This is a genomic window from Sphingomonas sp. KRR8 (assembly GCF_023559245.1).
In the GTDB taxonomy this organism is placed as follows: domain Bacteria; phylum Pseudomonadota; class Alphaproteobacteria; order Sphingomonadales; family Sphingomonadaceae; genus Sphingomicrobium.
On the sequence record NZ_CP097462.1, the window covers coordinates 868,932 to 891,689 of the forward strand.

24 protein-coding genes are annotated in these 22,758 nt (G+C 66.1%); 11 read left to right on the plus strand and 13 right to left on the minus strand.

What is annotated here, in order from left to right:
* Nucleotides 1-12: 12 nt before the first annotated feature.
* Nucleotides 13-471, minus strand: coding sequence for a Fur family transcriptional regulator (locus M8312_RS04380; RefSeq protein WP_250119165.1), 459 nt, complete (start codon nt 469-471; stop codon nt 13-15).
* Between the two features lie 162 nt (nt 472-633).
* On the opposite strand from M8312_RS04380, the gene M8312_RS04385 reads away from it, so the two are divergent.
* Nucleotides 634-1,251 carry a TMEM175 family protein gene (locus tag M8312_RS04385; RefSeq protein WP_250119166.1) on the plus strand — a complete coding sequence of 206 codons (618 nt, stop codon included), beginning with the start codon at nt 634-636 and terminating at the stop codon, nt 1,249-1,251.
* Here the strand turns inward: M8312_RS04385 and M8312_RS04390 are convergent.
* Entirely contained in the window at nt 1,248-1,643 is a 396-nt protein-coding gene (locus tag M8312_RS04390) for a MerC domain-containing protein (protein ID WP_250119167.1), read from the minus strand. The genes M8312_RS04385 and M8312_RS04390 overlap by 4 nt on opposite strands.
* Before the next feature lie 145 nt (nt 1,644-1,788).
* Here M8312_RS04390 and M8312_RS04395 point away from each other — a divergent pair, with 145 nt between their 5' ends.
* The 5 genes from M8312_RS04395 to M8312_RS04415 all read left to right on the plus strand — a co-directional run bounded on the left by M8312_RS04395 (nt 1,789) and on the right by M8312_RS04415 (nt 5,258).
* The gene (locus M8312_RS04395; protein ID WP_250119168.1) at nt 1,789-2,850 is read left to right on the plus strand and encodes a COX15/CtaA family protein; all 1,062 of its coding nucleotides are present in this window, start codon (nt 1,789-1,791) and stop codon (nt 2,848-2,850) included.
* The gene (gene cutA, locus M8312_RS04400) at nt 2,843-3,169 is read left to right on the plus strand and encodes a divalent-cation tolerance protein CutA (RefSeq protein ID WP_250119169.1); all 327 of its coding nucleotides are present in this window, start codon (nt 2,843-2,845) and stop codon (nt 3,167-3,169) included. Before M8312_RS04395 ends, cutA begins: the two co-directional genes overlap by 8 nt.
* Before the next feature lie 122 nt (nt 3,170-3,291).
* Nucleotides 3,292-3,771 (plus strand): 50S ribosomal protein L13, encoded by a 480-nt coding sequence (gene rplM / locus M8312_RS04405; protein WP_250119170.1) that lies wholly within the window; start codon nt 3,292-3,294, stop codon nt 3,769-3,771.
* A 1-nt stretch (nt 3,772) separates the two neighbouring features.
* Nucleotides 3,773-4,348 (plus strand): 30S ribosomal protein S9, encoded by a 576-nt coding sequence (gene rpsI, locus M8312_RS04410; protein ID WP_250119171.1) that lies wholly within the window; start codon nt 3,773-3,775, stop codon nt 4,346-4,348.
* A 136-nt stretch (nt 4,349-4,484) separates the two neighbouring features.
* Nucleotides 4,485-5,258: a dimethylarginine dimethylaminohydrolase family protein gene (locus tag M8312_RS04415; RefSeq protein WP_250119172.1), complete on the plus strand. Its 774-nt coding sequence runs from the start codon at nt 4,485-4,487 to the stop codon at nt 5,256-5,258.
* A 2-nt stretch (nt 5,259-5,260) separates the two neighbouring features.
* On the opposite strand, the gene M8312_RS04420 is transcribed toward M8312_RS04415, so the two are convergent.
* The 6 genes from M8312_RS04420 to M8312_RS04445 form a co-directional block, all read right to left on the minus strand.
* Nucleotides 5,261-6,109 (minus strand): CheR family methyltransferase, encoded by an 849-nt coding sequence (locus M8312_RS04420; RefSeq protein WP_250119173.1) that lies wholly within the window; start codon nt 6,107-6,109, stop codon nt 5,261-5,263.
* Nucleotides 6,100-7,176 carry a chemotaxis-specific protein-glutamate methyltransferase CheB gene (gene cheB / locus M8312_RS04425; protein WP_250119174.1) on the minus strand — a complete coding sequence of 359 codons (1,077 nt, stop codon included), beginning with the start codon at nt 7,174-7,176 and terminating at the stop codon, nt 6,100-6,102. Before cheB ends, M8312_RS04420 begins: the two co-directional genes overlap by 10 nt.
* Nucleotides 7,177-7,186: 10 nt before the next feature.
* Complete coding sequence (locus tag M8312_RS04430) at nt 7,187-7,552, minus strand: response regulator (protein ID WP_250119175.1); 366 nt, start codon at nt 7,550-7,552, stop codon at nt 7,187-7,189.
* A 59-nt stretch (nt 7,553-7,611) separates the two neighbouring features.
* Entirely contained in the window at nt 7,612-8,049 is a 438-nt protein-coding gene (locus tag M8312_RS04435) for a chemotaxis protein CheW (protein WP_250119176.1), read from the minus strand.
* Nucleotides 8,046-10,394, minus strand: a complete 2,349-nt coding sequence (locus M8312_RS04440) for a chemotaxis protein CheA (protein WP_250119177.1) — start codon at nt 10,392-10,394, stop codon at nt 8,046-8,048. Before M8312_RS04440 ends, M8312_RS04435 begins: the two co-directional genes overlap by 4 nt.
* A gap of 76 nt (nt 10,395-10,470) precedes the next feature.
* Nucleotides 10,471-11,118 carry a histidine phosphotransferase family protein gene (locus M8312_RS04445; RefSeq protein WP_250119178.1) on the minus strand — a complete coding sequence of 216 codons (648 nt, stop codon included), beginning with the start codon at nt 11,116-11,118 and terminating at the stop codon, nt 10,471-10,473.
* Between the two features lie 78 nt (nt 11,119-11,196).
* Here M8312_RS04445 and M8312_RS04450 point away from each other — a divergent pair, with 78 nt between their 5' ends.
* Together M8312_RS04450 and rpoH are read left to right on the plus strand one after the other, a co-directional pair.
* Entirely contained in the window at nt 11,197-12,150 is a 954-nt protein-coding gene (locus M8312_RS04450; protein ID WP_250119179.1) for an RluA family pseudouridine synthase, read from the plus strand.
* A 65-nt stretch (nt 12,151-12,215) separates the two neighbouring features.
* Entirely contained in the window at nt 12,216-13,121 is a 906-nt protein-coding gene (rpoH, locus tag M8312_RS04455; RefSeq protein ID WP_250119180.1) for an RNA polymerase sigma factor RpoH, read from the plus strand.
* A gap of 37 nt (nt 13,122-13,158) precedes the next feature.
* Here the strand turns inward: rpoH and M8312_RS04460 are convergent, their stop codons facing one another.
* Nucleotides 13,159-14,412, minus strand: coding sequence for a YihY/virulence factor BrkB family protein (locus M8312_RS04460; protein ID WP_250119181.1), 1,254 nt, complete (start codon nt 14,410-14,412; stop codon nt 13,159-13,161).
* A 186-nt stretch (nt 14,413-14,598) separates the two neighbouring features.
* Between M8312_RS04460 and M8312_RS04465 the strand changes: the two genes are divergently transcribed.
* The 3 genes from M8312_RS04465 (at nt 14,599) to M8312_RS04475 (ending at nt 18,809) form a co-directional block, all read left to right on the plus strand.
* Entirely contained in the window at nt 14,599-16,626 is a 2,028-nt protein-coding gene (locus tag M8312_RS04465; RefSeq protein ID WP_250119182.1) for an elongation factor G, read from the plus strand.
* Nucleotides 16,627-16,728: 102 nt separating this feature from the next.
* A complete protein-coding gene (locus tag M8312_RS04470) occupies nt 16,729-18,036 on the plus strand; it encodes a dicarboxylate/amino acid:cation symporter (protein WP_250119183.1) in 1,308 nt (435 codons plus the stop codon).
* Nucleotides 18,033-18,809 (plus strand): HAD-IIA family hydrolase, encoded by a 777-nt coding sequence (locus tag M8312_RS04475; protein WP_250119184.1) that lies wholly within the window; start codon nt 18,033-18,035, stop codon nt 18,807-18,809. Before M8312_RS04470 ends, M8312_RS04475 begins: the two co-directional genes overlap by 4 nt.
* Before the next feature lie 260 nt (nt 18,810-19,069).
* Here M8312_RS04475 and M8312_RS04480 read toward each other — a convergent pair whose 3' ends face one another.
* From M8312_RS04480 to M8312_RS04495, 4 genes are all read right to left on the minus strand, one after another.
* Nucleotides 19,070-19,378, minus strand: coding sequence for a hypothetical protein (locus M8312_RS04480; RefSeq protein WP_250119185.1), 309 nt, complete (start codon nt 19,376-19,378; stop codon nt 19,070-19,072).
* Between the two features lie 115 nt (nt 19,379-19,493).
* On the minus strand, nt 19,494-20,906 hold the full coding sequence (locus M8312_RS04485) for a winged helix-turn-helix domain-containing protein (protein WP_349773298.1): 1,413 nt from the start codon (nt 20,904-20,906) through the stop codon (nt 19,494-19,496).
* A gap of 89 nt (nt 20,907-20,995) precedes the next feature.
* Nucleotides 20,996-22,195, minus strand: coding sequence for an exo-beta-N-acetylmuramidase NamZ family protein (locus tag M8312_RS04490; RefSeq protein ID WP_250119187.1), 1,200 nt, complete (start codon nt 22,193-22,195; stop codon nt 20,996-20,998).
* Nucleotides 22,192-22,719 (minus strand): DOMON-like domain-containing protein, encoded by a 528-nt coding sequence (locus M8312_RS04495; RefSeq protein WP_250119188.1) that lies wholly within the window; start codon nt 22,717-22,719, stop codon nt 22,192-22,194. Before M8312_RS04495 ends, M8312_RS04490 begins: the two co-directional genes overlap by 4 nt.
* Nucleotides 22,720-22,758: the final 39 nt, after the last annotated feature.

The following is a 22,758-nucleotide window of genomic DNA, read 5'->3' on the forward strand; positions in this document are numbered from 1 at the left end:
GGGCTCAGGAGGTCAGCTGCAGCTCTCGCAGGTGCCGCGCACCTCGATCACCGGCTTGGTGGGCGCGAAGCCGCTCTTCTCGGCCGCGGCGCGAACGCCTTCGGTCAGCCGGTCGTCGTCGATATGCTTGGCCTGCCCGCATTGGTCGCAGATCAGGAAGATGCAGTCGTGGAGACAGCCCGGATGCGAGTTGGCGACATAAGCGTTGGCGCTTTCCACTCGCATCGCGAGATTGGCGCCGACGAACAGGTCGAGGATCCGATACACGCTGTTGGCGGCAACGCGGCGACCTTGCGCGGTGGAGACCGCCTCGGCGATGTCATAGGCGCTGGCCGGACGATCGAAGGAGGCAAGGGCTTCGAACACGGCTTCGCGCATCCCGGTCCATTGTTCACCGGTTTCGGTCAACCGCGCTTTTGCCGCATCGACCAGGCGTTCGCCCTGGTGGCTTTGATGTTGATGGCCGGACATGGCGATGAGATACGCTCACCTTGGTTAAGGAACAAGTGAACCGAGTAAGCGAACCGTTCGTTTGTTGACGAGATGCCGCTCGTTGATGCTCCCCCAAATCCGAACGACCCGCCCCGCCGTGACTCTCATGAAGGGGAAGGTGCGACAAGGGGTACGGGGCGCATGGAGGCCTTCGCGGACGGGGTGTTCGCCATCGCCTTCACCCTGCCGATCTTCAACGTGGTTGCGCCCGAATTCCGGAATGGCGGCCAGTTTCTCGGCAACGACCTTGCTGCGGCGTGGCCGCAGGACCTTGGCTATGTCATCGCCTCCGTGGTGATCGGGCTTTACTGGGTCCATCACCATTTCTCGGGTGCCATCTACCGGACGACGGGTCACTGGTTCCTGCTTGCTACCACGCTCTTTCTGGCGATGATCGGCTATATCGCATTCCCGTCGAGGATCTTCGCGGAAAGCCTCGTTCATCCGGCTGCCCTGCCTGCCGCGAGCAGTTTCCTCGTCGACATGCTTGCGCTGACCTCGGTCAGCTGGCTGCTCAAGTGGAATGTCGGCATGGCGCGCGGCAATGTCGATCCTCGCCTTCTGCCCGACTACGTCCGGCGGCTGAGCCGGCGCTACTGGATCAAGGCCGGATGTTATATTGCAGCAGCCGTGGTGGTTCGCCTGAATTGGCAACTTGGGCTTGGGCTGGCCACTCTCAGCCTGCTCCACCTCATCTGGCCGCCGGAGACACCTCGCTACCGGGAGGAGGCGCCCTTGATCGACGGTGACGATGGTTAGTGGGCGGTCCGCTTACCGAAGGGGTGAACCGTTCCGCGACGATTGAGGTCGTGGCCGAGCGCCAGGATCAGCACGCCGACGATGGTCGCCGCCGCTTCGGTCCCGTCATGCGGAAGAGTGAGCGCCCCGGCCATCACGCCAAGCCCAAGGCCACCAACCGCGCTGGGCATCATGAAACCATGCTCGAGAATTCCGCGGTAGAGGGCGAAGGCGCCAATCCCCATGGCGATCGTCAGCCCGACCTCATGCACCAACTCGGAGCCGAGGATGCCGCCGGCAGCCGACAGCATCGCCACCAGCACGGTGGTTGCGACGCAATGCACCACGCACAGACCGGAAAGGCCGATAGCCAGCCGGTCGAACCGGTGAGTCGAGTGAAGGTGCGCCGTCACGGGCGGTGATATACTGACACGTCGCCGAAGTTACAACATTACATCGCGGCCAAATAACACTGTCTGGTGAACAAGGGCCAATTGCTCACCCCGTCCCTCGACCGTCTTGCTCCTTGTTGGGGCGACCGCCATATCGCGCGCCATCATGACCGCATCGACCCTTCCGCTGGAGCGTGCCCCCGCATTCGATCGGGCCACTGCCCGTCCCCACGCCATCGCGACGTGGCTGCTCACGGTTGCCGGCCTGATCCTGGCGATGGTGGTGGTCGGCGGGATCACTCGCCTGACCGAAAGCGGACTGTCGATCACCGAATGGAAGCCGATCAGCGGCACCCTTCCGCCCCTTACCCAGGCGCAGTGGGAGCATGCTTTCCAGCTCTATCAACAGATCCCCCAATATCAGCAGATCAACCGCGGCATCAGCCTGGAAGAGTTCAAGGGCATCTTCTTCTGGGAGTATGTTCATCGGCTGCTGGGCAGGGTGATCGGGCTTGCGTTTGCGCTGCCCCTGCTCTGGTTCTGGATCCGCAGGGCCATTCCGAAGGGCTATGGCTGGCGGCTGGTCGGCATCTTGGCGCTCGGCGGACTGCAGGGCGCGATTGGCTGGTGGATGGTCGCCAGCGGCTTGAGCGAGCGGACGGAGGTCAGCCATGTGCGGCTGGCAGTGCACCTGCTGACGGCCCTGCTCATCTTCAGCGCCACCGTATGGACCGCGCTCGACCTGCGTTCGCCTGGCAGCGTCAAGCGACGAATTCCGACCCTCGCGATCTGGTCGCTGGCAGCGCTGGCGCTGCAATTAATGTTCGGGGCGTTCGTGGCCGGGCTTCGCGCCGGTTACGCCTTCAACACGTGGCCTCTGATGGGCGACGAACTCTACCCGACGGGCGCGCCTTGGCTTCAGCCACTGCTGCGAAACTTCGTGGATAACCCCATCGCCGTGCAGTTCGTCCACCGCTGGCTGGCTTTCGTGGTGCTGGGCTTCGCCGTCGTGATCGCCCGCCAGGTGAAAAGGATGGGTAGCCGGCGCGAATCGATCATTCTTCATTCGATCATCGGGGTGCAGATCATCCTCGGGATCGCCACGCTTCTGACCGGCGTCGACCTGCATATCGCGGCGACCCACCAGGGGACGGCTGTGCTGCTGCTGGGTTCGTTCCTCCTGACGGGGCACCGGATCGCCGTCCTGCGTGACGAGGCGCGTGGCTGAGGCCGCGAGCATCGTCTCGGTCTACTGCATCTTCGGCAGTGCCGAGGAAGCCAAGCGGATTGGGCGTCAAGTTGTGGAAGAGCGGCTGGCTGCCTGCGTCAACAACTTGGGCCCGTGCCACAGCATCTATCGCTGGCGAGACGTGATCGAGGACTCGCAAGAGGTCCCCGCCCTCTTCAAAACGGCGGCCAGGAACGCGGATCGCCTGGTAAACCGGCTGGCGGATCTGCACAGCTATAAGGTGCCGGCGATCGCGGTTTGGCCCGTCGAACGCACCCTTCCGGCCTATGGGGAATGGGTCGTGGAAAGCACAGGGTAACATATTACCCATCGACAACAGTGCTCATTTGCTTGACTTTTTGACCCTCTCCCGCAATTAGCGGTGCACAAGCGCTGCCCGTCGGGCGGCGTTTTCATGTTTAAGATAAGGGTTTTTCAGCCATGAAGGCGCTGATGAAGACCACCAAGTCGGCCAAGCCGGCGGAGGTCGAACGCAAGTGGCATATCATTGATGCCGACGGTCTGGTGGTCGGTCGCGTGGCGACGATCATCGCCAACATCCTGCGCGGCAAGCACAAGCCGAGCTTCACGCCGCACGTCGACTGCGGCGACCATGTGGTCGTGGTGAATGCCGACAAGGTCCGCTTCACGGGCCGCAAGGCGCAGCAGAAGATCTACTACAAGCACACCGGTTATGCCGGTGGCCTGAAGGAGACTCGCGCTGACAAGATCCTGGAAGGCCGCTTCCCGGAGCGCGTTCTGGAGAAGGCCGTGGAGCGGATGATCCCGCGCGGGCCGCTCGGCCGCGAGCAGATGCGGCACCTGCACCTGTACAACGGCACCGACCACCCGCACGAGGGCCAGGCCCCCGAGACGCTGGACGTCGCCTCGATGAACCGCAAGAACAAGGTGGGCGCATAACATGGCCGACAAGAAGTCCCTCTCCGACCTCGGCGAGCTGACCAGCCAGCCGGCGCCGGCTCCGGCGGCTGCCGAGGCTCCCGCCGACACCGCAGCGGCCCCGACGGCTGACGCTGGCACCGACGAAGCTCCGGCCGCACCGGTCAACGTTCAGCCGGAAGCGCCGCTCCGTGAGCAGCAGCTCGACAAGTACGGCCGCGCTTATGCGACCGGCCGCCGCAAGGACGCCGTTGCGCGCGTCTGGCTCAAGCCGGGCACTGGCAAGATCGAAGTGAACGGCCGCGACCAGACCGTTTATTTCGCTCGTCCGACGCTGCGCCTGGTGATCAACCAGCCGTTCGGCATCACCGATCGGGCCGATCAGTATGACGTGATCGCCACCGTCAAGGGCGGCGGTCTCTCGGGCCAGGCGGGCGCCGTGCTGCACGGCATCGCCCAGGCGCTGAGCCGCTATGAGCCGGTGCTCCGCACCACCGTCAAGCGCGCCGGTTTCCTGACCCGCGATCCCCGCGTGGTCGAGCGCAAGAAGTATGGCAAGGCCAAGGCCCGCCGTAGCTTCCAGTTCTCGAAGCGCTAAACGACAAACAATCCGGGCAACCGGATGCGAAGAGGCGCTCCGCTCCGGCGGGGCGCCTTTTTTCATGGAAGAGCGAGGCGGAACCAGAGGCCGACCTGCGCGCTTGATGAACACACGACAACGGAGGGAATCACGCATGGCGCTCGCCTTCACCCGGCCGCCCAGTCCGAAGCTTGGCGATTGCGAACTGACCCACTTGGAGCGTGAGCCGATCAGCCCGGCCCTCGCCGTCGAGCAGCACCGTGCCTACGAACAGCTGCTGAGCGCCGCCGGCTACGATGTGGTCCAGCTTCCCGCCCTGGCGGAGCATCCGGACGGGGTGTTCGTCGAGGACACGGCCATCCTGCTGGGAGATCACGCCATCATCACCCGTCCGGGGGCACCGTCGCGCCGGGCCGAGGCCGACGACACGGCGGCCGCACTTGCCAAACACTTCACCGTGCATCGGATGCGTCGAGGACGGCTCGACGGCGGCGACGTGCTGCGCGTCGGAAAGCAATTGTTCGTGGGCTTGTCGCGCCGCACCGACAGCGCGGGCGCGATCGCGCTCGCCAATCTTGCCGCGCCGCTTGGCTATGAGGTCATCGGAGTGCTGCACGAGCGTTGCCTCCACCTGAAGACCGGCGTCACCTACGCTGGCCGTGACCCGAGCGGACGCGAGGTCGTGGTGCTTAATCCCGACTGGATCGACCCGGCGCCGTTCAGCGACCATCTGGTCGTTCCCAACCACCCGCTGGAGCCGTTTGGCGCCAATGTGCTGCGCGCGGGCGAGGCACTGATCGTTCCGGCGGACGCGCCCCGGACGGCGGAGCGGCTGCGGACCCTCGGCTTCGAGATCAGTACGGTGGACGTGGGCGAACTGCAGAAGGCCGAGGCCGGCCTCACCTGCATGAGCCTGATCGCCGACTAGGCTCAGGCCACCCGGCGGTCGGCGTGCTCGTCGTTGGTGGCGAGCACATACAGTCCGCGCGAGTCCTTGTCCGAGACCAGCTTGCGGGTCTGGCCGATTACCGTTTCGCCCGCCCCCAGCATCAGCCAGCCGTCGGACGCCATGGCGCTGGCGAGGCGGTCGAACGCCTTTTCGCGTGTCTGCTGGTTGAGATAGAGCAGGACGTTGCGGCAGAGCACGACGTCGAACTCGCCCGGGTGCGGCGGAAGTTCGAGCAGGTTATGAGTCTGGAACCGAACGCTCTTGCGCAGCGCCTCCACCGCGCGCCAGCCGGCGGGCGTTTCCTCGAACCACTTCACCATTTGCGCGATGCCGAGGCCGCGCTGCACCTCGAACTGGCTGTAGGTTCCGGTGCGCGCGCGATCGACCACGGTTTCCGATACGTCGGTGCCGATGATGTCGATGGTCCACCCGGCCCATTTCAGCGGGTCCTCTGCGAACATCATTGCCAGGCTGTATACCTCCTGCCCGGTCGAGCAGCCGGCCGACCAGATCTTCAGCCGCCGCGATGAGGCGCGCCGCTCCATCAGCCGCGGCAAGGCCGACCGGGCAAGCAGGTCGAACGGAGTCCGGTCGCGGAAGAAATAGGTTTCGTTGTTCAACAGGGCCTCCACCACCTTGGCCGAGAGGTTGGGCTCCTTGCCCATGACGAGGATGGTGATCAGCTCGTCGATGCTCACGATCCCCCGCTCACGCATCAGGGAAGAGAGCGCGGTCTCCAGTCGCCAGCGACGATTCATCGTCAGCTGCTGACCGGTACGAGCTTCCAGCAATCCGGCGAGAATGCGGCTCGAGCTGTCGCTTATTTCCATGCAGTGTCTCCCGCCCGGGACGCAACACGGCGGGCGATTTGAAGGGGCGGCAGAACGGCGCTTGCAAGGCCGGCGTCGGTGACCGCCTTGGGCATGCCCCAGACGGCGCAGCTGGCTTCGTCCTGAGCAAGGATGGCGCCGCCTGCCGCGACGAGGCGGGTGGCGCCAAGCTGTCCGTCACGGCCCATGCCGGACAGGATCACGCCAAGACCAGTCGCGCCGTAGAATTCCGCCACGGAGGCGAGCATCGGATCAACAGACGGCAGGCAGCCGCTGCTGACACTGCGGCGATCCAGCCGGACGACGGGTCGCCCACCGCGGTTCTCCACGGTCAAGTGGGCGTCGCCGGGCGCGACCAGGATGACGTCCCTCATGAGAGGCATGCCGTCTTCGGCGACGAGCGCCCGGCGCCTGGCAGCAACGCCAAGCTGGCGGGCGAACACGATCATAAATGCGGCCGGAAGATGCTGGGTCACGAGGATCGGCACGCCCAACTTTTCGGGCAGCGCCGAAAACATCTGCTGAAGAGCGTGAATGCCACCAGTCGACGCGCCGATACCAAGGCACTGCATGGGCTCATTGCCCATGGCGCGAAGCGGGGCAACGGCGCCGTTGCGCCGGACCAGCTGGTCAGCACTGCCGAGCGCCTTGAGTTTTGCGAGCAGGACTTCACTGAACTTGCCGTTGAAGCGACCGATGCCGGGCTTGGGGAGCGTGTCAGCGGCGCCGAGCGCGAGCGCGGACACCGTTACCTGCGCTCCTTCCTCGGCGAGCGAAGAGACGATGATCACCCGGGCACCGCGCGCCGCATCGAGGATCGACGGAAGCATCTTGAGCCCGCCCGCGCCCGGCATCTCCAGGTCGAGCAGGATGACGTCGACGCGGACATGCGCGAGAGCGTCGATGGCATCCTCGGCGGTCCCGGCGACGGCGGCGAGCTCGAACCCGCCGTCCCCCTCGACCATTCGGGACAGGACGGCACGAGCAACCGTGCTGTCGTCGACGATCATCAGCCGGATCGGCCGCCGCTCGTCGCCGCAGGCCTTGCTGGCGAGCGCGGGGCTCATGCGGGGCCCCTTACGCGACGCCGACGAGCTGAAGCTTGATGTGCAGCGTCTCGCGATCAAAGGGCTTCATGACATATTCGTCAGCACCGGCCTCCAGCGCTGCGCGAATGTGAGCCATGTCGTTTTCGGTCGTGCAGAAGACGACTTTCGGCTGGTCGGAATGGCCGCGCTGACGAAGCAGCTTCAGGAACTCCATCCCGCTCATCACCGGCATGTTCCAGTCGAGCAGGACCACGTCGGGCATGGTCTGCTCGCAGCGCTCCAGCGCCTCCTTGCCGTCGCCGGCCTCCTCGACACTGAACTCGAGGGTCTCGAGAATGTGCCTGGCGACCTTTCGGATGACCTTGGAGTCGTCGACGATGAGGCAGGTTTTCATAAAGTCACTCAGTCCTGTCCGGTTCGGGTCTGGCTTAGGGATGAAGGGTAACGGAGGCGTTAAGCCGCTTTCGCTTCGACGCCTTCCACAAGGGCGTTCACGTCGATGAGCAGAAGCGCGCCCTCCTCGGTGTCGACGAGGCCGGTGCTGACATGCTCCCACCCGCGCCCCATGGCGGCGCGGACTGGCTGGGGGTCGGAGGCGGCCTCGACCACATCCTCCACGCTGTCGACGATCAAGGCGTAATGGTGCCCTTCGATCTCCACCACGGCTGCTTCGCACAGTCCCTGGCTGAGGTCGCTTGCCCCAAGATCGAGCGCGCGGCGGCAGTCGATCACCGTCAGCACGCGGCTGCGCAGGGCGGAAAGACCGGCAATGTGCGGCGCGGCGCGCGGCACGGGGATGAGGGCATCGAGTTCAACAACGCTTTCCACCGCAGCGGCGGGCAGTGCGACGCGCTGCCCGGCGATGGTCACGACCAGCAGCAGCTCGTTCACTTGGCACCCCCTTCGGCGGCCTTGAGCGCCATCATCAATCCGGCTCGGTCGTAGCGATAGATGCTCTTGTCGTTCTTGCGCGCCTCGGGCTCGGCACGCAGCCAGATGGTGCGCGCGCCTTCGTCGTTGGCGGGCAGCGGCTGACCTTTGGCGGCGATGACCAGGTCGGCCTCCACATCGCTGTCGCTGCTGACAACCGTGTAGCCGACGGCCTCGACGATCGGGCGCAGCATATGCTGCATCCACGGGTCGTCGGACGGCAGGCGGCAGACCATCGAGCGATCGGCGGTGGCAACGCCGCTGCCGTGACGGGCGAACAGCCAGTGCACGTCAACCAGTTCGGCCGGTTCGCCGCCGATCAGGGTGACGCCCTCGACTTCCCCAGCGGAAGTCGCGGCCAGCACGTCCTCCTCGAGCTCAGCCATGTCGATAACCTCACGGAAGGCCAGGCCGATCTCCCCCTGCCCATCGCTCAGGCGGAACAGGCGGACCTTGGCGTCGCCTTCCGGCACCCGGTCGATACCTGCCAGCGGAACAATCGCCTCGCCAAGCTGAACGCGAAGCTGGCCCGCACCCCATTGGATGGCGTGGGCGGGCACTTCCTCGATGCGGTCGACAAGGCCTAGGCGGACGGCCCGGCGCTGACCCTCAAGAGTACGGAACAGCAGCACCGGGGTGCTCGGGCGGACATTGGCAGTGGCGGCGTTGGCATCGATGATGCGGCTGCCGCGCTCCTGCTGCTCCAGCTTCACGCCGCCAACCTGCGCCAGGCCCGCCGCGTCGAACAGGAGGATGGGGGAGCCGTCGTCGGCCAGCGTTGTCCCCGCATACAGGCCCGTCGCCATGACCGCTGGGGCTGCCGGCTTGACCACCAGTTCCTCGTGGTCGTGCACCTTGTCGACGGCGAGAGCGAATACGTCACCGCCGGCAGGCTTGAGGACGATCAGGGTGCGCTCCGCGTCGGTGAGCGCGCTTGGCAGGCCGAGAATGTCGGCGAGTGCGACTTCAGGCACACGGCGGCCGCGGATGGTGGCCACGCCTGCCCCGCCAACCTGCGCCAAGGTCACGCTCTCGCCATTGGCGCGAACGATTTCCTCGATCGCCGAGCGCGGAATGGCGAAGTGCTGATTGCCGATGGAAACGGTGAGTGCCGGAATGATGGTCAGCGTGAGCGGCACCCGCAGGGTCATGCGGCTGCCGTGACCCGGCTTGCTGTCGACTTCGACGATCCCACCAATGCGCTCGATGTTGGAGCGAACCACGTCCATGCCGACCCCGCGGCCGGAAATGCTGGTGACCTGCGCGGCGGTGGAGAGGCCGGCCTCGAACATCAGAGCATATTGCTCACGCTTGCCGAGCTTGGCGCCGTCGGCGGCCTCGATCAGCCCGGCGGCGACAGCCTTCTCCACCAGGCGCTTGCCGTCGATACCGCGACCGTCGTCGCAGATGTCGATCAGGATCTGGTTCCCCGACTGGCGGGCGGAGACGGTCAGCAGCCCGATCTCTCGCTTGCCGGCCTTGAGCCGGTCGGCGGGTGTCTCGATCCCATGGTCCACCGCATTGCGGACGATGTGGGTCAGCGGATCGCGGATCATCTCGATCATCTCGCGATCGAGTTCGACGTCGCCGCCCTCGATATCGACCAGCACCTGCTTGCCGAGTTCGGCGGACAGATCGCGAACCATGCGCGGCAAGCCGACGAAGAGGTTCTCGATTCGCTGCATGCGGGTCCGGGTGATCGCGTCCCGCATTTCGGCGATGATGGTGGAAAGGCGTTCGAACGCGCCGTCGACCGAAACGTCGGCCTCGCTGTCGCGCAGCCGGCGGGCGAGTTCGTTTCGAGCGAGCACCATGTCGGACACGCCGCTCATGACCCGGTCGAGCAGTTCAACGGAAAGACGAATGGTGCGCGGAGGAGTGGTGACCGCGACCTTTTCGCCCGCGCTCGGCGCTGGTCCGGTGGTGACGGGACCCTCGGCGCCGGGCTGCAGGGCAGTCACCAGGTCGTGATCGTCGCCATCCGGGATTGCGGTTCCGGCGCCGATCATGTCGATCATCTCACCGATGCGGTCGATCACCGCCAATACGGCGCTGACCAAAGCCGCGTCGGGATAGCGGCGGCCGGCGCGGACATCGGCCAGCGCGTCCTCGGCCGCGTGGCTCAAGGCCTCGAGGCGCGGAAAGTCGAAGAAGCCGCAATTGCCCTTCACCGTATGGACAAAGCGGAAGATGCAGTCGAGGCGCGTGCGGTCCTCGGGCGCTGCTTCCCAGGCGACGATCTCGCCCCCCAGGCTTTCCAGCATCTCCCGGCACTCGGCCACGAAATCGGCAATCAGGTCGTCCATTCCGCCCCTACGCAGCGCTGTTCGCAGCGGGGTCTAGGGAGGAAGGAGTTAAGGGGGCGTTAGCCCTCTGCCGAGTTTATCGAGCCGACTGGGTCGGCAAGTCAGCGCCGATCAGGAGGAGCTGCCCGTCCTCCGGTGACAGCTTGATCGACCCACCGGCGCTGTCGGCAAAGCCGTGGGCAAGCCAGGCACCGGCCGCCCGTGCTTCAACCGTTCCACCCGTCGAGCCGCGCACCAGCGTTTCGCGCAGGATGGGATCGAGCAACAGGCGTGGACCCTCCGCGCGAATGACGAGTTCGATGCCCTTGCCGCCGCGCTCCGCCCCGACGTCCAGCCTGCCGCCACGAACCAGCGCATCGCCAGCGATCATGGTAAGGTTGAGCAGCAGCTTCACGGCGTCCTTGGGCAAGCGTCCCTCGGGCACCATCCAGCCAAGCTCGATCTTCTTTTCGGCGCCGAACAGGCCCTCAATCGCGGCCTGCGCCTCGCGGGTATCGATCTCCGCGCCGAAGCCGCCTCCGGCGCCGAAGGCCAGCCGAAAGAACTTCAGCTTGTTGGCGCTCGCCCGCGCGCTCTCGGCCAGCAACTCCAGGCACTTGGCGCGCATCTCGGGGTCCTGCTCGTCGGCGAGCAGTTCGATTCCGTTGTTGAGGGCGCCAACCGGCGACAGCAGGTCGTGGCACAGCCGGGAGCAAAGCAGACTGGCGAGATCGATCGCGTTCATAGGTTGCGTTCGTGGCCGATGGCGCGAATCCGCGCAAGGGCTTGAACTACGACCGGCAACTTCCGATTTCAGGCTGGAATGACCGGGGGGTTGCAGATCATCGACGTGGCGCTGGCGCCGGGCCATGCGGGTTGGCGGCTCGACCGCGCGCTTGCAGACGCCCTGCCCAGCCTGTCGCGTGAACGGCTGAAGGCGCTCGTTAAGTCGGGGGCGCTCGAGCGTTCGGGTACCCCCGTGTGCGACCCAGCCCTCAAGGTTACTGGCGACGAAGCGTTCCGGCTGTCGGTGCCTGAGGCGACGCCGGCCCACAATGAAGCACAGGACATTCCGCTCAACATCGTGTTCGAGGACGAACATCTGCTGGTCGTCGACAAGCCGGCGGGGCTGGTGGTCCATCCGGCCGCAGGCAATCTCGACGGAACGCTGGTCAACGCGCTGCTCCACCATTGCGCCGGACGGCTGAGCGGGATCGGCGGAGTGGCACGGCCGGGGATCGTCCACCGAACCGACAAGGACACTTCGGGTCTGCTGGTGGTCGCCAAGAACGACGTCGCCCATGAAGGCCTTGCCAAGCAATTCGCCGCACACAGCATCGACCGGCGCTATCTGGCGGCAGTCGCCGGCATTCCGAAGACGGCCGAAGGGACGGTGGACGCGCCGCTCGCCCGCTCGTCCAGCGATCGCAAGAAGATCGCTATCGTGGGGGATGGCCGGGGCAAGCGCGCGGTGACCCACTGGACTCGATTGAAGACGGGTGGCGGGGCGGCGCTGGTCGAGTGCCGACTGGAGACCGGGCGGACCCACCAGGTGCGCGTGCACATGGCGTCGATCGGGCATCCGTTACTCGGAGACCCGGTCTATGGGCGCTATGGCAAGCGTTTGCAGGAACTGCTCAAGGGGATGGGTTTCCACCGGCAAGCGCTGCATGCGGCGGTCCTGGGCTTCACCCACCCTATAACGAAGCACAGGCTATCGTTTCAGTCAGCGGTTCCAGAGGACATGCAGGAACTGTTCACGGCGCTTGGTGTATAGGATTTAGGAGGCTAGAGCGGCTCGATTTCAAAGACCGCTCGGCCTGGGAAGGAACGCTAGAACTCATGGCACAGGCGAAGGCACTTTCGATCCCCGCAGCGGGCGGTGAGGCTGGCCTCAACCGCTACCTGTCGGAGATCAAGAAGTTTCCGATCCTCGCTCCCGAGGAGGAATTCATGCTCGCCAAGGCCTGGCGCGAGCACGGCGACACTGACGCCGCGGCCAAGCTGGTCAACAGCCACCTGCGGCTCGTCGCCAAGATCGCGATGGGCTACCGTGGCTATGGCCTGCCTGTGTCCGAGCTGATCTCCGAGGGCAACATCGGCCTGATGCAGGGCGTCAAGAAGTTCGAGCCGGACCGGGGCTTCCGCCTGGCGACCTACGCCATGTGGTGGATCAGGGCGTCGATCCAGGAATTCATCCTGCGCTCGTGGAGCCTAGTGAAGATGGGCACCACCGCCGCGCAGAAGAAGCTGTTCTTCAACCTGCGCCGGATGAAGAACCAGATCGACGCATTCGAAGAGGGCGATCTCAAGCCCGCGGATGTGACCAAGATCGCCACCGACCTCGGCGTCACCGAGGACGAGGTCATCTCGATGAACCGCCGCATGTCGATGGGCGGCGACACCAGTCTCAATGCGCCGCTGCGGGGCAATGAGGATGGCGAGAGCCAGTGGCAGGACTTCCTGATGGATCACGGTCCGCTGCAGGACGAGATCATCGCCGAGGACGAAGAGAAGAAGGTCCGGCACGAGCTACTTGGAAGGGCGATGGAATCGCTCAACGACCGTGAGCGGCATATCCTGGCCGAGCGGCGGCTGGCGGACGACCCGAAGACGCTGGAGGAGTTGAGCCAGGTCTATGGCGTCAGCCGCGAGCGGATCCGTCAGATCGAGGTTCGCGCCTTTGAGAAGCTGCAGGGCGCCCTGCTTCGGATCGCGGGCGAACAGCGGCTTCTGCCGGCGGCCTAAGTCGACAACACGGGGCCCCGCTCAGCATGAGCGGGGCTTACCTGCGCTTCCACAACGCCAGCCCGGCCGCGGTCACGAGTAGCGCTGCGCCCGTCTTCTCTCGGCCACGCCGCTTGAGCATGCCCAGGCCGACCGTCGCGAGGCCCGACGAGATCATCGAAATCTTGCGCGCACCCGCCATCTGGCCCGCGCGCGAACTGACTCGCGAGACCAAGTAGCTGTGGTCACTCGGCGGCGCTGGCGGATTGGCTGGTGGTGAACCTTTCTCCTTGGCACCGCTCCGTGACAGACCAGCGGACTGCGTGGGCTCATCCTTCGTGTCGGTCTGGCCGGCGGCGACATGATCCGCACTCCAGGCGCCGCGCTGACCAAGGGCCTTCTCCGGTCCGCTGGTCGTGTCCCGCTCCGTCTGATGCTCGATCTCGCTGTTCAATTCGGCGGCGAACAGCAGCAGGTACGAGGAGAGATAGAGCCAGGTGAGCATCACCACGATGGCGCTGAGGCTGCCGTAGGTGGCCCCGTAATTGCCGAAGCTCTTGACGTAGAAGCCGAAGCCGAGCGTCAGGAAGATCCAGCCGAAGGCGAAGAGCAGGGAACCCGGGGTGAGCCAGGTCCACTTCGCTTTGTCGCGTGACGGCCCATAGCGAAACAGCGTGGCCGCGGCAGCTGCGGCGACCGCGCCGAGCAGGACATAAGTCAGCAGCTGGAAGAGAAAGGAGCCAACCGGCCCGATGTCTGGCAGCAACTTCTGCAGCGCGGCGAGGACACCGATGGCACCGCCGGCAATCAACGCCAGCAGGACTGCCGCGACCGTCATCAGCAGCGCCAGCACAGTCTTCTTGAGGAAGCTCCGGCTCTCTTCTTCCTCGTAGGCGATGTTGAGCGCGATCACGATCGAACCGGCGGCATTGCGGGCGCCCCACAAGGCGATCACCAGCGCCAGAAGCAGACCGAACCCTTTCTTGCCGCCGCTGGTGTGGACGACATTGACCAGTTGCTGGCCGATCAGCTGCCCTGCCTCACCGGGCAGCATTTTCGTGATCGAACTGGCATGGCGGACCACCGTCTCTGGATCCGCGACGAGGCCGTAAGTGAGGACCGTCGCCCCAAGCAGCGGGACGAGCGCCAGGAAGCCGTAGAATGCGACGCCGGCGGCGACGATCGGGACATTGTCCTCGCCGGTCTCCTTCCACGCGCGAAGGGCGATCTCCTTCCAGCCCTGCGCGGGGATTTCGGTCGGCTTGCCGGCGGTGCGGCCGTGGTCAGCAGATGTTTCGGCAGCGGTGGCCATGGACGAAGGGGCTCCTTTTGCCATGCAGAACAGAAGGGCGCGCCTGCCCGTTCCGACGGATCGCTTCACCGCATCGGCCACTTGCCTTCTTTGGCTAACAGGCAGACGCTTCCCGGTCCCAGAAGGCGCGTGAGGCGCCCTTGAAGGCGACTCGCCGCCCGAGTTTCGGACGAAGGAGAGTCGCACATGCATGAGGCTGTATCGGGCACCCGAGCAATCGCGCTGGTCGGACCGGCCGGCGCGGGAAAAACCTGTCTCGCCGACGCCCTGCTCTTCGCGAGCGGGAGTATCCCCCGGCAAGGATCGACGGGTCAGGGCAGCAGCGTGGGCGACAGCTCACCAGAGGCACGGGCGCGCGGCGGATCGACCGAGCTCAACCTCATGCATTTCAGCTTCATGGACGAGCGGTTCGCGCTCATCGACGTGCCGGGCGGGACCGGCTTCGCGGCGGATGGCACCCGTGCGCTGGCGGCGGCGGACCTGGCGATCGTGGTGGTCGACCCCGACCCGGCGCGGGCGCCGCTGGCCGCACCGGCGTTGCGAATGCTGGACGAACTCGGCGTGCCGCATCTGATTTTCGTCAACCGCATGGATCAGGCGCGCGGCTCGATTCGCGAACTGTTGGAAGCCCTGCAGCCGATGAGCGTGTCGCCGCTGATCGCGCGGCAGATCCCCATCCGCGAAGGCGACCAGGTCACTGGCTTCGTCGACGTCGCCCTGGAACGCGCCTTCCATTACGAACCAGGCAAGCCGTCCGAACGGATCGACATTCCCGAGGCGCTGCTAGACCGTGAGCGGCAAGCCCGCACGCAGCTGCTCGAGCAGCTTGCGGACCATGATGACGCCCTGCTGGAGCAGCTTCTGATGGACGAGCAGCCGGAGGCGGAGCACGTCTTTCGCGATCTGGCGCGGGAGACGGGCGAGAACCTTGGCGTGCCCGTGCTGTTCGGCTCGGCCGGAAACTGCTGGGGCGTCAGGCGGCTGCTGAAGGCACTGCGGCACGAAACTCCAACCCCCGCGAGCACGGCGGCTCGGCTCGGCGTCGGCAGCCCGGCCTTGTGGTGCTTCAAGATCAGCAATGCGGGGCAGATGGGGCGTCTCGCCTTTGCCCGCATGCTCGGCGGCTCGCTGACGGAGGGCCAGGAAGTGCACGCCGGTGACGGACGCGGGCAGCGGCTGGTCGCCATGTTCTCAGTGCAGGGCGAAAAGACGACAAAGCTTGCCAAGGCGGAGGAAGGCGACGTCGTCGCGCTGGCCAAGCTCGAACGGGTGTCGGCGGGCAGGTGGCTTGGCCTTGGCGTGCTTCCGCCAGTGCCGGAAGTGCCCTTCCCGGCCCTCAACTGCGCCCTTGCGATTGAGCCGGTGGATCGCAAGGACGACGTCAAGCTGTCGGGGGCGCTGGCCAAGCTGCTTGAAGAGGACCCCGCGCTTCGGCTCGATCACGATGAAGGCGCGCACGAGATGATCCTGCGCGGAGTGAATGAAGAGCAGCTCCAGACCGTCGTGGCCAAGCTGAAGCGGCGATATGGAGTCAGCGTGAGCAGTCGTGCGCCGAGCATCGGTTATCGCACCAGCATTCGCCGCTCGGTGACGCAGCGTGGGCGCCACAAGAAGCAGTCGGGCGGCCATGGGCAGTTCGGCGATGTGGTGATCGAGGTGCGCCCGCTCGGCCGCGGCGAGGGCTTCGTCTTCACCGAGACCATCCACGGCGGCGCCATCCCGCGGCAATATGTCCCGGCGGTCGAGCAAGGGGTCCGCGACGCGCTTGTGAAAGGGCCGCTCGGCTTCGCGGTGGTGGATGTCGCCGTGACCCTGACCGACGGCAGCTACCATAGTGTGGACAGCAGCGAACTGGCGTTCCGAACCGCGGGCCGGATGGCCATGCAGGAGGCGCTTGCGGGTGCCCAGCCGCACTTGCTGGAGCCAGTGCACCGGGTGACGGTGGTCTCGCCCACGGCGGCAACCAGCAAGGTCAGCTCGGCGGTGGCGGGCCGGCGGGGGCAGATGCTGGGCATGGGTCCGCGCGACGGCTGGGCCGGCTGGGACCGGGTCGAGGCACTCATTCCCGAAGCGGAGCTGGCCGGGCTCGAGGCCGAGCTGCGGTCGCTTAGCCAAGGCCTCGCCACCTACGAGGCGGCCTTCGACCATCTGGCCGAGCTCAACGGGCCGCTGGCCGACAAGGTGGTGAAGGCCCGCGAGCCCGAACACGCCTGACACCGGGGTTGTCATCGGCGGCGAAGCAAAGCAATCCAGTTCATGAACTGGATTGCTTTGCGCGCTCACGCGCCTCGCAATGACGCGTGAGAGGATGACGTAGTGGCCAAACGCCTGACCTGGTACATCTTGGGAGCGCTGCTGCTCGGCCTGTTCACCGGCTGGGCCATCAATGTCGCGCTGGACAACGGCACGCCAGAGGCCGCCGCACATCTCAAGGAGATCGCGGGCTATTTCGGCATTGTGACGACGCTGTTCCTGCGGCTGATCAAGATGATCATCGCGCCACTGGTGTTCGCAACCCTGGTCGCGGGAGTGGCGCATATGGGCGACACGGCAGCCCTGGGCCGGGTAGGCGTGCGTTCGCTGGCCTGGTTCATTACGGCCAGCCTGCTGTCGCTCATCTTGGGCCTCATCCTCGTCAACCTGCTTCAACCGGGCGTCGGCCTTGGCCTACCCTTGCCGGATGTCACCGCCGCCAGTGGGGTCGAGACCAAGGCGTTCAACATCAAGGACTTCGTCACTCACCTGGTCCCCGCCTCGATGATCCAGGCGATGGCGGAGAATGAGATCCTGCAGATCGTCATCTTCAGCCTGTTCATCGGTGTGGCCATCACGGCGGTCGGCGAGAAGGCGCGGTCGCTGGTGCGCGGGGTCGAGGCGCTGGTGGAGGTCATGCTTCAGGTGACCAACTATGTGATGCGGCTCGCCCCGCTGGCGGTGTTCGCCGCGGTAACGGCCGCCATCGCCGAGCAGGGCATCGGCATCCTGGTCTATTACGGCCGCTTCATCGGCTCCTTCTACCTCGGCCTGTTCCTGCTGTGGGTGCTGCTGCTGGCGATCGCGTTCCTGGCGGTCGGCAATCGGGTCCGGCATCTGGTGCGGTTCATTCGCGATCCGCTGATCCTGGCATTCTCCACCGCATCGAGCGAGGCGGCCTACCCCCGCACGCTGGAGGCGCTCGACCGGTTCGGCGTGCCGCCGCGGATCGCCAGCTTCGTCCTGCCGCTGGGCTATTCGTTCAACCTCGACGGTTCGATGATGTACATGACCTTCGCGACCATCTTCATCGCGCAGGCCTATGGCATCGAGCTCACGCTGGGGCAGGAGATCACCATGCTGCTGGTGCTGATGATCACCAGCAAAGGCATCGCCGGAGTGCCGCGCGCCAGTCTGGTGGTGATCGCGGCCACCCTGTCGATGTTCAAGATTCCCGAAGCCGGACTGCTCCTCATCCTGGCGGTCGACCACTTCCTCGACATGGGCCGGTCCGCGACCAACGTGGTCGGCAACGCGGTCGCCGCGGTGCTGGTCGCCAAGTGGGAGGGCCCGATGCACGAGGAACTGTCGCCCGACGTCGACGCCCTGCCCGCACCGTCCCATGTCCCGCCGCCCCCGCCGACCGTGTGAGCGACAATCTCGACGCGCTACCGGCGCGCTATCGCCTCATCCTGTGCGACCTGTGGGGCTGCGTCCACGACGGCTTCCGCCTGCTGCCCGGCGCCGATCAGCGGCTTCGGCGCTGGCGTGAGGAGGAGCGACGGCTCCTCTTCGTGACCAACGCGCCGAGGAGCGCGGCGACGACCCGGCGGCAGCTGGACGGTCTCGGGCTGGACCGCGAGCTCTATGACGGGATCGTCAGCGCGGGAGAGGTCGGGATCGCGGCGCTGAAAGGGCGTCCGGTCGGCTTCTGCGGAACGGCGGAGGATCGGGTGGACCTGACCGCCGCGGGGCTGGAGCTAACCGACGCGGGCTATGCCGAGATCGCCTGCGCGGGGCTCGAGTGGCACGAGACCGTGGCGGACTATGCCGAGCGGCTGGCGGAATGGCGTAGCTCGGACGTGCTGCTCCACTGCCTCAACCCCGACCGGGTGGTGATCCACGGCGGCCGGCGCGTGGTCTGCGCGGGGGCGCTGGCCGATGCCTATGAGGCGATAAGCGGTCGTACGGTGTGGCACGGCAAGCCTTACCCCTCCACCTACGACCATGCGCTGAGCCTAGCCGGCAATCCTCCGAAGGAGACGGTGGTAGCGGTCGGCGACGGGCTGAAGACCGACGTGCTCGGCGCGGCGCGCTATGGCCTCGACTGCGTCTATGTCAGCGACGGTATCCATGCGGGGGAGCCCTACCCCGACGACCTCACCCCTGGCTGGCGGCCGATCATGACGGTGGAGGGGCTCTGACGCTCCCAGGCCCGAAGACCGAAGTTTCCAAGTTTCCCTGGTTCACAGCTTGCTGGGCCAAGTTTGTCTGAACGAAGTTTCCATGTTTCCCTGGTGCGAGGATCGAAACGGGGCCTGTGCCCCGTTTTGATGGACGGGCGATCTGCCGGCGCGGGCAATCCCGAACAGGGGAGCACGCGCCGGCAGAGCCGTGACCGTCGGTGCACTCAGCCAAGCAGCGCTTATCCTATTGATCAAGCACTACTGGCCGTCGCGGGTGATCAGCCGTTCGGCGTCCCCGGATCCGCCTTCCCATTGCCGCCGCCGAGCAGGTCGCCACCGAACGGCTGGCCAGACATGTGCCAGGCATCGAGGTCCGCGTCATAAACGCATTCCCAATTATTCAGCATGTTGATCTCAGCGGCACCATTGCTGGGAAAAAATGATCCCACCCGAATCCGGTCGGTCTTGTCCTGCTGATGCAGCGCGGAATTGCACTGAGCGAAGGTGTCGAAGAGGACTCCGGTCGGATGGGCCAGGGATGGCGAGGCGGTCAGCGAGAGACCGATGAGCAGCAGAAGTTTCTTCATTGCCGATTCTCCACAGTTGAGCGCTCAGCTGTGTTTCGCGAACGCTGGCGCGTGTCATCGACCAGTCGGTCGGCGGCCGGAATGATGGACTCCTGATGAAGTCCCGGGCTCGCCGTCAGGCATTGACGAGAAAGTCCGGCTGGCGACCGCTCGCGCTCCAGTAAGCGGTGAGGCCGAGCCTCTCGCAAAGTTCCGGGAAGCGCGGATCCTCCCGCATCGCGCGGCAGGCGGGCGTGAAGAGTGGCTGTGTCACCCGGCGGTGCTGGTCGTTGATCGAGGCATCTTCCGTCGGCCGCCGGATCGGCACCGGTGCCTCGCCCGCTTGGGCCCAATAGCCGTACGCAAGGGCAAAGGCCTCATCGACGGCGTCAAACAGACCTAGCGCGAGAAGCGCGGCGACCGCCTGTGCCGGGCCGCGCCGAGCCGAGGTGCGGCTGGCTTCCATGACCTGCTCGACCAGCGACCGGTCAGGCCGGATGACAGCACTGGCGACCAGATGAAGGAAGTTGCGCATCGGCTCTGGAAAGGCTGGGCCGCGATCCCGTTCCCCAATGAGCGCCTGCGCCGCCTGCGGACGGCCGGTGTACAGCAGCGTCCAGAACCGCGCGATCCAGACAGCCGGATGCTGTGGCCACAGCTGCACCGCGCGGTCGGCCACATGATCCATGCGGCCAATGTCGCCGATCGACCAATTCTGCCACACCGACTTGTAGTTGAAGCAGGCGGCGAGCGGATCGGCCTCGATCAGCTTATCCATCAGGCGCTTGGCCTCGCGCACGCGCCCGGTGGTCATTTCGACGATGGCGAGTTCGTGCAGAGCCGGGGCACAGCCCGGGTGTTGGCCGCTGATGTCGCTAAGCGCCGAATGCGCGGACAGCCAGCGCCCGAACAGGGGCATGACGGTGGCGAGGGCGACGCGCGCGTCCTGCTGATCGGGATCGAGCGCGAGAGCCTGCGCGGCGCTTCGCTCGCACTCGGCGACATATTCGGCGCTGGCATCGGCCCCGGCATATTCGGCGGCATAGCGGGCGAGCAGCGCCAGCATGCCCCAGGCCTCTGCCCGGTCCGGAGCGGCGCGGCACAGCTGGCGCAACTGCTCCAGCCGGAGATGGTCCGGTTCGGGAATGCCAAGCCGCCAGCTTCGATGAGCGGCCTCGATCACCTGCTCGGCACGAGCGTCATCGCCATCCGATTGCGCTGGACCAACGCCGGCCGTCAATCGCAGCAGATAGCCCGCGGCGGGAACGGTCACGACCTCCACGCTTTTGCCCGCGGCTTGGTTCAGCGCCTTGCGGAGCAGCGCGATGGTGCGGTTGAGGCTGTCATCGCCGACCGCGGCGCTGCCCCAGCAGGCCGTGAAGAGCTGGCGGCGAGTGACCATTTGGCCGGCCTGGCGGCTGAGCGAGAGCAGGACCAGCATGACCAGCGGCTCGAGGTGGACAGCGCCGCCCGGTCCTTCGAGCAGCCGCTGTTGTGGCCGAACGGAAAGTGGGCCGATCTCGAAATCCGACAGGTTGGAGGACGAAATGGGCTCCTCCGTTCAATGTCTCAAGCTGCGATGGCAAACAGGATGACTGGAATAGTGCCTGTCCGCAATGGCTCCGGCCTCGGCGCTCGCTAATAGAGCCGCAGGGCGTGTGTCCGGTCGAGCCAGGCCGCCTCGTCGTGGCAGGCGATCGCCTCCAGATCGCCCGCTTCCGCCGCCGCATCATCAACCCATGCGCGCAGGGCGGGGCCGCCGTTGATGACGTCGATGGCGAGCTTGTCGAACACATACTCGTAGGGGAAGTCACGCCAGAGGTCATAGTCGGGCTGGAGCTGGCGGATGGCCTTGAAGGCGAGCGCCTGGAGGCGCCAGGGCTTGAAGCCCAGGTGGTCGTAGAAGCGGCCTTCGGCGTGGATGAAGAGCCCGGCGTTCAGCTGGTGAGCGTGCTTGTGGAAGGTCGGTTCGAAGAACACTTCCCGAAGCGCGCAGCCGGCCAGCCAGTCGGGCGCGATGCGTTGCATCTCGGCGTGAATGGCGCGGGGATCGAGGCCGGGGGCGCCGAACAGCTCCAGCGCCCGGGTGGTGCCGCGGCCTTCGCTCAAGGTCGTGCCTTCGAGCATGACGGTGCCGGCATAGGCGCGGGCCATGTTGAGGTTGGCGGCGTTGGGGCTTGGGTTGATCCAGATGCGGTCTTCGGGCCAGCCGAAGCCGGGGCCGCCTTCGGGTTCCCACCCCTCCATCTCGATCACGCGATATTCGACGTCGAGGTTGAAGTGGCGGATGAACCAGTGGCCCATCTCCCCCATGGTAAGGCCGTGGCGCATGACCATCGGGCCGGCGCCGACAAAGCTCTCCCAGCCCGGGAGCAGAGTCGTCCCCTCGACCGGACGGCCGGCGGGATTGGGGCGGTCGAGCACCCACACGGTCTTGCCATGCTCGGCGGCGGCTTCGAGCAGGTAGAGGAGCGTCGTAACGAAGGTGTAGATTCGGCAGCCGAGGTCCTGCAGGTCGAACAGGAAGACGTCGGCGCTGCTCATCATCGCGGCCGTCGGACGGCGGACCTCCCCGTAGAGGCTGAACACCGGAATGCCGAGGCGCGGGTCGATCTCGTCCGCGGTCTCGACCATGTTGTCCTGCTTGTCGCCCTTCAGGCCGTGCTGGGGCCCGAAGGCAGCAGTGACGTTGAGGCCGGCGGCGATCAGCGCGTCGATGCTGTGGGTCAGGTCGGCGGTGACGGAGGTCGGGTGGGCCAGAAGGGCGACGCGCTTGCCGTCGAGCGGACGGCGGATGTCGGGGTCGGCGAGGAGGCGGTCGATACCGAAGTGGGTCATTCGTCGGCCACTGGCGGGAGGGTGGCGGCGAAGCAAGCGGCATGGTGGAAGTCCGGCTTGTCGGCCCCATGGGCAAGCGCCCAGTAGCTTTTGGTGCCGCCAACTTCCTCGACCACGGCGGACAGGCCGAAGCGTCCGCCAGCGGGCAGGTCGAGGATGGCGTCCAGCAGGAGCTTGTCGCCAATGTCCTCGACGTCGATCTCCGGCGCGTGGTCGATCGCGGGCTTGGACTGGCCCTCGCGGTAGGCGGTGAAGTCATAGGCCGCCCAGGCGCCCGAGGGTGAGAAGTTGTACTCGCGGTAGCCGGACTCCGTCTGGACAAAGAGCTCGAAGCAGGTGGTCTTCCAAAGCTCGTCCGCACGGCCCCGGCGGGGCTTGTCCGGGATGACCAGCGTGTCGGTGGGAGCGTGGAGGTGGAAGCTGATTTCCGCCCGCCCGTCGTCCCAGCGTTCGACCCAGGCTTCTAGCGCCATGCCGCGGCGTGCCGGTGGCGTCGCGGGGTGCGGGATGAGGGTGAGGTGCATGACCACGGGTGTGGCGGAGGCGCGGGCCTTCGACAAGAC